This is a genomic window from Vibrio sp. 10N.286.51.E5, assembly GCF_041469125.1.
In the GTDB taxonomy this organism is placed as follows: Bacteria; Pseudomonadota; Gammaproteobacteria; order Enterobacterales; family Vibrionaceae; genus Vibrio; species Vibrio crassostreae_C.
Genome location: NZ_JBFRJZ010000098.1, coordinates 25,743 through 35,766 on the forward strand (window position 1 = coordinate 25,743; position 10,024 = coordinate 35,766).

Annotated in this window: 9 protein-coding genes; 7 read left to right on the forward strand and 2 right to left on the reverse strand. The window is 45.3% G+C overall.

Annotation, left to right across the window (positions count from 1 at the left end; translation table 11 throughout):
• Window positions 1-172 precede the first annotated feature (172 nt).
• Window positions 173-844, forward strand: coding sequence for a 7-cyano-7-deazaguanine/7-aminomethyl-7-deazaguanine transporter (locus tag AB4161_RS22140; RefSeq protein ID WP_017061333.1), 672 nt, complete (start codon window positions 173-175; stop codon window positions 842-844).
• A gap of 101 nt (window positions 845-945) precedes the next feature.
• On the opposite strand, the gene gppA is transcribed toward AB4161_RS22140, so the two are convergent.
• Together gppA and rhlB are read right to left on the reverse strand one after the other, a co-directional pair.
• Window positions 946-2,439 (reverse strand): guanosine-5'-triphosphate,3'-diphosphate diphosphatase, encoded by a 1,494-nt coding sequence (gene gppA / locus AB4161_RS22145; RefSeq protein ID WP_017059247.1) that lies wholly within the window; start codon window positions 2,437-2,439, stop codon window positions 946-948.
• A gap of 6 nt (window positions 2,440-2,445) precedes the next feature.
• On the reverse strand, window positions 2,446-3,756 hold the full coding sequence (gene rhlB / locus AB4161_RS22150; protein ID WP_017062979.1) for an ATP-dependent RNA helicase RhlB: 1,311 nt from the start codon (window positions 3,754-3,756) through the stop codon (window positions 2,446-2,448).
• A 111-nt stretch (window positions 3,757-3,867) separates the two neighbouring features.
• Between rhlB and trxA the strand changes: the two genes are divergently transcribed.
• The 6 genes from trxA to fre all read left to right on the forward strand — a co-directional run bounded on the left by trxA (window position 3,868) and on the right by fre (window position 9,700).
• Entirely contained in the window at window positions 3,868-4,194 is a 327-nt protein-coding gene (gene trxA / locus AB4161_RS22155) for a thioredoxin TrxA (protein ID WP_010440700.1), read from the forward strand.
• Between the two features lie 200 nt (window positions 4,195-4,394).
• A complete protein-coding gene (gene rho / locus AB4161_RS22160) occupies window positions 4,395-5,654 on the forward strand; it encodes a transcription termination factor Rho (RefSeq protein ID WP_017062978.1) in 1,260 nt (419 codons plus the stop codon).
• Window positions 5,655-5,764: 110 nt separating this feature from the next.
• On the forward strand, window positions 5,765-6,760 hold the full coding sequence (locus tag AB4161_RS22165; RefSeq protein WP_372084324.1) for a hypothetical protein: 996 nt from the start codon (window positions 5,765-5,767) through the stop codon (window positions 6,758-6,760).
• A gap of 98 nt (window positions 6,761-6,858) precedes the next feature.
• On the forward strand, window positions 6,859-8,700 hold the full coding sequence (gene ubiD / locus AB4161_RS22170) for a 4-hydroxy-3-polyprenylbenzoate decarboxylase (protein ID WP_017059250.1): 1,842 nt from the start codon (window positions 6,859-6,861) through the stop codon (window positions 8,698-8,700).
• Complete coding sequence (locus AB4161_RS22175; RefSeq protein WP_372084326.1) at window positions 8,697-8,966, forward strand: 2Fe-2S iron-sulfur cluster-binding protein; 270 nt, start codon at window positions 8,697-8,699, stop codon at window positions 8,964-8,966. Before ubiD ends, AB4161_RS22175 begins: the two co-directional genes overlap by 4 nt.
• Window positions 8,967-8,986: 20 nt before the next feature.
• Entirely contained in the window at window positions 8,987-9,700 is a 714-nt protein-coding gene (fre, locus tag AB4161_RS22180; RefSeq protein ID WP_017059251.1) for an NAD(P)H-flavin reductase, read from the forward strand.
• Window positions 9,701-10,024: the final 324 nt, after the last annotated feature.

Consider the following 10,024-nt stretch of genomic DNA (forward strand, 5'->3'; position numbering starts at 1 on the left):
GTTCTCACCGTTGCAGCCAATATTGATTAATGTATAATCGCCCGCCGCTCAGCAGAGCAATTTTTAGATACATTTTTTAATTCACATTATTGGTAAGAGCTTTCTTGGATTATTCGAAGAAATGACTCGATTTGGGTTCCCTCACCCCCAAACCAAACTAAAAAGGTACAGCATGAGTAACTTTACCCCTGCGCAACAGCGCAAAGCCTTAGCACTATTAGTTTTGTTCCATTTGGTGATTATTGCGTCAAGCAACTATCTGGTTCAGCTACCTTTTACCGTCTTCGGTATGCACACCACTTGGGGTGCTTTCACTTTCCCGTTTATCTTCCTAGCGACCGATCTGACCGTACGCATTTTTGGCGCGCAGCTTGCCCGTAAAATCATTTTCTTAGTGATGCTACCAGCTCTGGCCGTTTCTTATTTCTTGTCAGTGGTGTTCTTTGAAGGTTCATTCCAAGGCTTTAGCCAACTAGGCGAGTTCAACTTGTTTGTTGCACGTATCGCCGCGGCGAGCTTCATGGCTTATTTACTGGGTCAGATCTTGGATGTGCATGTTTTCAACCGCCTACGTCAGCTTAAACAGTGGTGGGTTGCCCCAACGTGTTCAACGTTATTCGGTAATGCTATTGATACCATCGCTTTCTTTGCGATTGCTTTCTACCAAAGCCCAGATCCATTCATGGCCGAGCATTGGACTGAGATTGCCTTAGTCGATTACGGATTCAAACTTATCATCAGCCTAGGCTTGTTCGTGCCTATGTACGGTGTGCTTCTTAACTACATTGTTAGAAAGCTAACCGCAGTGAACCCTGACTTTAAAGCGACAGGCGTGAACGCTTAAGTTTGAGATTTGTAACACAAAGCATTAATGCAGCGATAAGAAAAAGCTCAAGTTAGTCTACTAACTTGGGCTTTTTTAATTTCTAGCGTCAGATACTAATATCAGAGGCATTTAATATTCAATGGCCAGCCAATATCGGTTTGTCTATTCGACTCGAGCTCTAGCTCTGCAGCGGTCAGCGGATTGTCAGCTAACCATTGCTTAGAAAGCGTTAGGGTTAGATTGTTGTCATTCGTCGTCAGTTTGAACTCAGGCTCTAGCGCTGGGTTACGACGGTGAGTTAACAAAATAGCCAAACGCAGAATACGTAAAATACGCTTGCTGCTGGTGCCTGAGATAGCGTGTTGCTCTGGTAATGAGGTTAACTGTTCACGGTAGCGACGAGTTAACTCACCCAAGTAGTGCTTTTGCGCTCGAGTAAAGCCAGGTAGGTCTAAGTTTTGCAGCAGATAAGCGCTGTGCTCACCGCCTTTTTTGAAATCGATGGTTAAACCAATCTCGTGAAGCTTAGCTGCCGTTTGCAATAGCACACCAGCTTGAGGTTCTGAAACCCACGCTTCGGCGCCCGCTTGGTCTAGCAGCGTTTGTGCGACTACAGCAACTTGTTCACCGTAGCTTACGTCCATTTGGTAGCGTGATTGAACACTCTTAATGGTACGCGCTCGGATATCTTCTTGGCGAAGCTCATCAACCATCTCGTAGGCTAGGCCTTCACGGAGTGCGCCGCCTGCGAGTGTCATTGAATCTATTTCAAGCAACTCAAAAATAGCAATAAGAATGGAAAGGCCACTCGGGAACACTAACGCGCGTTCAAGGGTAAGTCCTTCGATTTCTAGCTCTTCCAAGCGCTCAGTAATCATCGCTTGTTTCTGTAGACGCTTAAGTTTGGCATGAGTAATCACTTCATCCATGCCTTGCGCCAACATGATCTCTTGCAGTGCTTGAACGGTACCGCTGGCGCCCACACACACATCCCATCCGATATCAGTGTAGCTATCTAGGATAGGAGCCAACGTCGACTTCGCCGCTTCAATGGCGTTGTTAAAGTTGGTAGCGGTTAATTGGCGGTTTTTAAAGTGGCGCTCAAGCCAAGTAACACAGCCCATCTTTAGGCTGGTTAGTGCTTTCGCTGAGAAGCCTTCACCAATGATCATCTCGGTGCTTGCGCCACCAATATCAACAACCAGTCGGCGGCCGCTGCCACCAGAAGTGTGTGCTACGCCTTTATAGATAGTCGCAGCTTCTTCTTCTCCGGAGATAACATTGATGTCGTAACCAAGGATCTGGTTCGCTTTCTCTAGAAATATATCCACATTGATAGCAGTACGTAGGGTCGCTGTACCGACAATGCGGATATTTTCTTTCGGAATATCTTGAAGTCGCTCTGCAAAGAGACTCAAACAGTCCCAACCGCGCTGCATGGCTTCTGTACTAAGCGCATTATTTTCATCTAAGCCTGCAGCTAAACGCACTTTGCGCTTAATTTTAGCCATGGTTTGTACGCTGCCATCGATATGACGCACAACGAGCATATGAAAACTGTTCGACCCGAGGTCGATTGCAGCGTAAAGCGGGGGTGACACTGTTTGACTCATAAGCGACTAAGCTTCCTTGTTATGACGCGGTTGGCGTGGGCGACGGTTCTGGTTTGGTTTACGGTTCCCGTTGCGTGGGCCATTGTTGTTTGAGCGGCGTTGTTGCGGGTTACGTGTACGTAAGCGCAATGGTGCTGGTAGATCTTCTAGCAGTGCAGAAGCATCGTAGTCAGACACAGGGATCGCGTGCTCAATGTATTCTTCGATTGGTGGCAAGTTGATTGCGTAATCTTCACAAGCAAAGCTGATCGAGTGACCACTTGCACCAGCACGACCTGTACGGCCGATACGGTGAACGTAATCTTCACAGTCATCAGGTAGGTCGAAGTTGAATACGTGTGTTACTTGAGGAATGTGTAGACCACGTGCTGCAACGTCGGTTGCGACAAGCAGGTCAACATCACCTTTAGTGAATTGCTCAAGAATCTTTTCACGTTTCTTCTGAGGAACATCGCCAGTTAGCAGGCCAACACGGTGACCATCTGCAGCTAGGTGACCCCAAACAGACTCACATTTGTGCTTAGTGTTAGCGAAGATGATAGCGCGCTCTGGCCACTCTTCTTCAACTAGAGTCTGCAGCAGTGCCATTTTGTGTTCGTTTGATGGGTAGAACAGCTCTTCCTGAATGCGGTGACCTGTTTTACGCTCTGGCTCAACAACAACATGCTCTGGGTTATGCATGTGTTCGAACGCTAGCTCTTGTACGCGGTAAGACAATGTCGCAGAGAACAGCATGTTCAGGCGATCTTTTGGCTCAGGCATACGGCGGAACAAGAAGCGGATGTCTTTGATGAAACCAAGATCGAACATGCGATCAGCTTCGTCAAGAACAACAGCTTGAATGTGGTTAAGGTTAAATACCTTCTGCTTGTAGAAATCGATGATGCGGCCAGTCGTACCAATTAAGATATCTGCGCCTTCTTCGATTTTACCTAGTTGCTTGTCGTAGCTTTCGCCACCGTAAGCAAGTGCTGCCTTGATACCTGTGCTTTCAACCAGAGAGTCAGCATCGTTGTAGATCTGAATCGCGAGTTCACGCGTTGGTGCCATAATAATCGCACGTGGCTGGTTAGGCTTACGCCCTTCATGCTCAGATGTTTTTAGCAGGTGGTTAAAAGTAGCAGTAAGAAACGCAAGCGTTTTACCAGTACCCGTTTGGGCCTGGCCTGCAATGTCTTGGCCGGTGAGCAGTACCGGGAGCGCCAAGGCTTGGATAGGGGTACAATAATCGAACCCTTTTTTCTCCAATCCTTCAATGACTTGCGGAAGTAAATCCAAGTCGGCGAACTTTTGCTCTGTGATATGCGTCTTTTTCATTGCTATAGAATATCAGCTTAAGCTTGCAATACGAAAGTAAATACATTCCAATAGGGCATCTATTTACTGGTTATCATCCAACCAGTTCTAAAAAATACATTGGAGTGGAAGATGAGTGATAAGATTTTGCAGCTAACTGATGACGGTTTTGATAACGATGTAATCAATGCTGCAGGCCCTGTTCTTGTTGATTTTTGGGCAGAATGGTGTGGTCCATGTAAAATGATTGCGCCGATTCTTGATGAAATCGCAGACGAGTACGAAGGCAAGCTCACAATCGGTAAATTAAATATCGACCAAAATGCTGGTACTCCACCAAAGTTTGGTATTCGCGGTATTCCAACGCTACTTCTTTTCAAAGATGGCGGCGTAGCAGCGACTAAAGTTGGTGCATTATCTAAAACTCAACTTAAAGAGTTCTTAGACGCTAACCTTTAATCAGGTCAGCATTTGAAAAGAAACCGTGCAGTTAACAAATGCGCGGTTTTGTTTTTTCTAAGCTATGGACTAGTCTTAGTTTTAGTGCTAATTTATCGCACGTTAATTGAACGAATTTCTCTTCTTGGTCGATCCTGTGACCAAATCCTTCTTAACTTAAGAAAACAGATCCTATTTTGACTAAACAAACTTCCACCACTATGAATCTTACTGAACTGAAGAACAGACCTGTGTCTGAGCTTGTTAAACTTAGCGAAAGCTTAGGTCTTGAAAATCAAGCTCGCCTAAGAAAACAAGACATTATCTTCTCCATCCTTAAAGCGCATGCAAAAAGTGGTGAAGACATCTTTGGTGATGGTGTTCTAGAAATTCTTCAAGACGGTTTTGGTTTCCTACGTAGCGCCGACAGTTCATACCTGGCTGGCCCAGATGATATCTACGTATCACCAAGCCAAATTCGTCGTTTTAACCTACGTACAGGTGACTCTATTGGCGGTAAAATCCGTCCACCTAAAGACGGTGAGCGTTACTTTGCACTGCTTAAAGTAAACACGGTTAACTACGACAAGCCAGACAACGCACGTAACAAGATTCTTTTCGAAAACCTTACTCCTCTTCACGCTAACGAACGTATGGTGATGGAAGCGGGTAATGGTGCGACTGAAGATATTACGGCTCGTATTCTTGACCTTGCATCTCCAATTGGTAAAGGTCAGCGTGGTCTGATTGTTGCTCCGCCTAAAGCGGGTAAGACAATGCTTCTGCAAAACATTGCTCAAAGCATTGCACGTAACCATCCTGAGTGTGAACTAATGGTTCTACTTATCGATGAGCGTCCAGAAGAAGTAACAGAAATGCAGCGTCTAGTTAAAGGCGAAGTAGTTGCTTCAACATTCGATGAGCCAGCATCTCGCCACGTACAAGTTGCAGAAATGGTTATCGAGAAAGCGAAGCGCCTTGTTGAACACAAGAAAGATGTAGTTATCCTACTGGATTCTATTACTCGTCTAGCTCGTGCTTACAACACTGTGATTCCTTCATCAGGTAAAGTTCTTACTGGTGGTGTTGATGCGAATGCTCTACATCGTCCAAAGCGTTTCTTCGGTGCGGCACGTAACGTAGAAGAAGGCGGTAGCTTAACGATCATCGCAACAGCACTGGTTGATACTGGTTCTAAGATGGATGAAGTTATCTACGAAGAATTCAAAGGTACAGGTAACATGGAACTGCACCTTAACCGTAAGATTGCTGAAAAACGCGTATTCCCAGCGATTGATTTCAACCGCTCTGGTACTCGTCGTGAAGAGCTTCTTACCAAGAACGATGAACTACAGAAGATGTGGATCCTGCGTAAGATTGTTCACCCAATGGGCGAAATCGACGCAATGGAATTCCTTATCGACAAGCTAGCAATGACGAAAACGAACGATGAGTTCTTTGACGCAATGCGTCGTCAGTAATATTGATTAGCTGATCGTATTTAATAAGCGCTGCCCTCGGGTGGCGCTTTTTATTTGCATTTTGTAGCGCCAGCTTGCAGAATGAGCAAAAGTGTTACAAGGACGTTAAAATGCAACATGGACTGTTGTCATCATTACTCCTGTCTACTTCACTGTTATTTTCACCGGTTGGTATGAGCTATGCCACCGAGATGTCTCCACTTACAGTAGAGTCTTGGCTTGAGAATGATCAAGTAAAACTGAAAACTGCTGAACTACTCGAGCTTGTCGTACGTGACGAAGTCAATTCGCTACGCTTTGCGCTTGAGCGCCTGACATTTCCCCAGCAAGAGGTGGCTCGTTACCAACTCTTGAAGAAGCTTGAACAGCAAAAAATCGTACTCACACCCAAGATGTCTATCTTCATCGAGCAGCAACTTGCTATCACGCCCACTTATCAAGTCTTAGAGCGTGGCGATGGCTATGAGTTTACGGTACCTGCCTTTAATTACCCTTCAATTGCTAATCGCCTTATTAAACAATGGCGTCAAGATCAGAAGACATTGGTATTTGTGCTAGATGCAGAGAAACAGGAACTCGACCTAAAAGAGTGGTTATCTGGATCTGAACATCAAGTTCAAACGCGAGAAGCGTTGCTCATTAGAGAGCTAGACAGTTTGTCTCCTGAAGCGGTTGATTACCTAACTAAGCAACTCACCGCATCTTCTATTGTTAGCTGGTTACCCTCTAATGAGGTGGTGGTTCGATTAGCGCAAGTGAGCGAAGACCCAGAGGTTTACAAAATTCTATGGCGAATGAAGGCCGATTATCATAGCCAAGCTGAGCTAGTTCGCCTTGCTGAAACCAAACAAACGTTCGCGCTTGAACAGGTGATGGCAGCGACTAAGAACCCGCGTTTGAAAGATGAAGCGATTACTTTGCTTACCAAAGTTAACCCGTTATCAGAAGAGGTGAAGCTGTTCCTTGTCTCTAGGATGGCGATTGCTGATGAAGCACCATTAGTTGCGCGTGAACTCGCCAAACAAGGTCATACGCGATGGTTGCAAGATCTCGTCAATGATAACCCTCAGGTGAAGAGTTCTTTGATCGAGCAAGCATTACCGTAAAGTGGATTTTGCCTCTCAATAACCACACTAAAAAGGGGGACCTCAGCGTCACCCTTTTTGATATACTGAGCGCAGAATAATCAGCATGTAGAAGTCCTATGAGTTTTAAAGATTTACGTGATTTTATCGACCATCTTGAAAGTATTGGTCAGTTGAAACGCATTTCTCACCCAGTCGATCCAGACTACGAAATGACCGAGATTAGCGACCGTACTCTACGTGCTGGTGGCCCGGCTCTTTTGTTTGAAAATCCAGTAGGCTATGACATGCCCGTTTTGACCAATCTATTTGGTACACCTAATCGGGTTGCTATTGGTATGGGACGTCAAGAAGTCAAAGAACTGCGTGAAGTGGGCAAGTTGCTTGCTTACCTAAAAGAACCTGAGCCACCAAAAGGCTTTAAAGACGCTCTTGATAAACTACCTGTGTTTAAGCAAGTCTTAAACATGCCAGCTAAACGCCTTCGCAAAGCGGCTTGCCAACAAGTGGTATGGCAAGGCGATGACGTCGACCTAGATAAAATCCCTGTGATGAGCTGTTGGGCTGATGATGTCGCGCCATTGCTAACATGGGGTTTAACGGTTACTCGTGGTCCAAACAAGAAACGCCAAAACTTAGGTATCTATCGTCAGCAGAAGATCGGCAAGAATAAAATCATCATGCGTTGGTTAGCCCACCGTGGTGGAGCATTGGATCTGCGTGATTGGATGGAAACTAACCCTGGGAAACCATTCCCAGTATCGGTAGCGTTTGGTGCTGATCCTGCCACCATTCTTGGTGCGGTTACGCCAGTGCCGGATAGTTTATCTGAGTACGCGTTTGCAGGCTTACTACGTGGTAGTAAAACTGAGGTCGTTAAATCAATCAGCAACGACTTAGAAGTTCCCGCAAGTGCAGAAATCGTGATGGAAGGTTACATCGACCCGAATGAATTCGCAGATGAAGGGCCTTACGGAGATCATACTGGTTACTACAACGAGAAAGAAAAGCACCATGTGTTTACTATTACTCATGTAACCATGCGCGAGAACCCTATCTATCACAGCACCTATACTGGCCGTCCACCTGATGAGCCAGCGGTATTGGGTGTTGCGCTAAATGAAGTGTTTGTGCCTATTCTTCAAAAGCAGTTCCCAGAGATTGAAGATTTCTATCTACCGCCTGAAGGTTGTTCGTACCGAATGGCAGTCGTGACCATGAAGAAGCAATACCCAGGTCACGCTAAGCGAGTGATGATGGGTGTATGGTCTTTCTTACGCCAATTCATGTACACCAAATTTGTATTGGTGTGTGATGAAGATGTGAATGCACGTGATTGGTCTCAAGTAACCGCAGCGATGTGCGAACATATGGATCCGTCACGCGATAGCCTGATGATAGAGAACACGCCGATCGATTCATTGGATTTTGCCTCACCCGTGGTTGGGTTAGGTTCTAAGATGGGTCTAGATATTACTAAGAAGTGGGACGCAGAGTTAGCGTTATCGCCAGATGTCCAAACAGCACCTGTAAATAGTGAACATATTGAGGGTAGCTTGGCTGAGTTAACCAAGGTTCATCCTGAAATTATTGATGTTCACCTGCAAAACGACAATGCCAGCATGGTTGTGGTGTCTATTGATAAGCAAGCTGCCGGTAATGGTAAGAAAATCATGGAAGCGGTTTGGTCTCAATTTGATGAGAACAAGTTTGTTATCGTGTGTGATGGCGATGTCAATGTGAGTGATTGGAATGACATCATTTGGGCTGTAACGACAAGAATGGATCCGGCGAGAGATACGTTATTCCTGCAGAACGAAACTGGACACTCAAAAATGGGTCTCGATGCGACCAATAAGTGGGAAGGTGAATGCCTGCGTGAGTGGGGTGTACCAATCACAAAAGATCCTGATGTTGTGAAAAAGATTGATAGCATCTGGGAACAGCTAGGAATTTCATGAGCTACCAAGTAGTCTTATACCCAGAAAACATCAGTTTCACAGTAGAAAAAGGGCAAACGGTCTTGGATGCTGCGCTCAACAGCGATATCTATTTCTCAAACCGTTGCCAAGTTGGCGCATGCGCAATGTGTATGTGCAAAAAATTAGAAGGGCAAGTGAGTTACCACCTTGAACCCATGCTCACAGAGAAAGAGCAGCAACAAGGCTGGATTTTTGCTTGCCAAGCATTTGCAGAAAGTAATTTAGTTCTAACCTTTGCCGATTAAGGGTTAGTAAGAGGAAGAACATGACTATTAAATGTAAAGTGAAGTCTATCGAGCCTTTGGCTTGTAATACTTACCAAATCCTACTTCACCCAGAAACACCGGTCGCTTTTAAAGCGGGCCAGTACCTGATGGTTGAAATGGGCGAGAAAGATAAGCGCCCATTCTCTATCGCAAGTAGCCCTTGCCGCCACGAAGGTGAGCTTGAGCTGCACATTGGTGCTGCCGAGCACAACGCTTACGCACTAGAAGTGGTTGAAGCGATGAAGAAGGCACAAGCTGAAGATGGCGATATTGCGATTGATGCTCCACACGGAGATGCTTGGATCAAAGAAGAAAGCGATCGCCCTCTATTACTTATTGCTGGTGGCACGGGTTTCAGCTACGTGCGCTCTATTCTTGATCACTGCATCGCGCAAAATAGCTCGAAAGAGATCTACCTATACTGGGGCGCAAAAGATGAGTGCCAGTTATATGCTAAAGAAGAGTTGGTTGGCATTGCAGAAAAGCATAGCAATGTGCACTTTGTACCGGTAGTAGAAGAAGCACCGGAAGTTTGGCATGGCCAAACAGGTAATGTGCTTGAGGCTGTTATGCAAAGTTTCGAATCATTAGCTGATTTCGATATCTATATTGCAGGTCGTTTTGAAATGGCGGGCGCTGCAAGAGACCTATTTACTCAGAATAAAGAAGCAAAGCGTGACCATATGTACGCTGATGCTTACGCATTTATCTAACAATACCCTTAGATTTTGAGCAAAAAGAGAGCAGAAATGCTCTCTTTTTTACGTTTAGGTGAACTATTAGGCAGTTAACCCCTATTTATTCATTTTTCATGAAAAAGTAGTTGCTAAGCTGAGAGGGTTCCCTATAATGCGACACCACTGAGACGGCAGATGCCACAAGGCTTCAGCAAGAATCAGTAAGACGGAAAGCGACAAAAAATTAATTTTCAAAAAGTGTTTGACACTGAATGTTAATTCGCTAGAATGGCCGTCCACTTCGAGAGGCTCCTTACTTAAAAGGAACGCTCAAGAAGTTAAGCTCTTTAACAATTTAAA

What these genes read in the sequence shown, in the direction of transcription:
- rhlB (WP_017062979.1), bottom strand. Translation starts at nt 3,756, where the DNA reads ATGAAAAAGACGCATATCACAGAGCAAAAGTTCGCCGACTTGGATTTA.
- AB4161_RS22175 (WP_372084326.1), top strand. Translation starts at nt 8,697, where the DNA reads ATGAGCTACCAAGTAGTCTTATACCCAGAAAACATCAGTTTCACAGTA.
- AB4161_RS22165 (WP_372084324.1), top strand. Translation starts at nt 5,765, where the DNA reads ATGCAACATGGACTGTTGTCATCATTACTCCTGTCTACTTCACTGTTA.
- gppA (WP_017059247.1), bottom strand. Translation starts at nt 2,439, where the DNA reads ATGAGTCAAACAGTGTCACCCCCGCTTTACGCTGCAATCGACCTCGGG.
- AB4161_RS22140 (WP_017061333.1), top strand. Translation starts at nt 173, where the DNA reads ATGAGTAACTTTACCCCTGCGCAACAGCGCAAAGCCTTAGCACTATTA.
- ubiD (WP_017059250.1), top strand. Translation starts at nt 6,859, where the DNA reads ATGAGTTTTAAAGATTTACGTGATTTTATCGACCATCTTGAAAGTATT.
- fre (WP_017059251.1), top strand. Translation starts at nt 8,987, where the DNA reads ATGACTATTAAATGTAAAGTGAAGTCTATCGAGCCTTTGGCTTGTAAT.
- rho (WP_017062978.1), top strand. Translation starts at nt 4,395, where the DNA reads ATGAATCTTACTGAACTGAAGAACAGACCTGTGTCTGAGCTTGTTAAA.
- trxA (WP_010440700.1), top strand. Translation starts at nt 3,868, where the DNA reads ATGAGTGATAAGATTTTGCAGCTAACTGATGACGGTTTTGATAACGAT.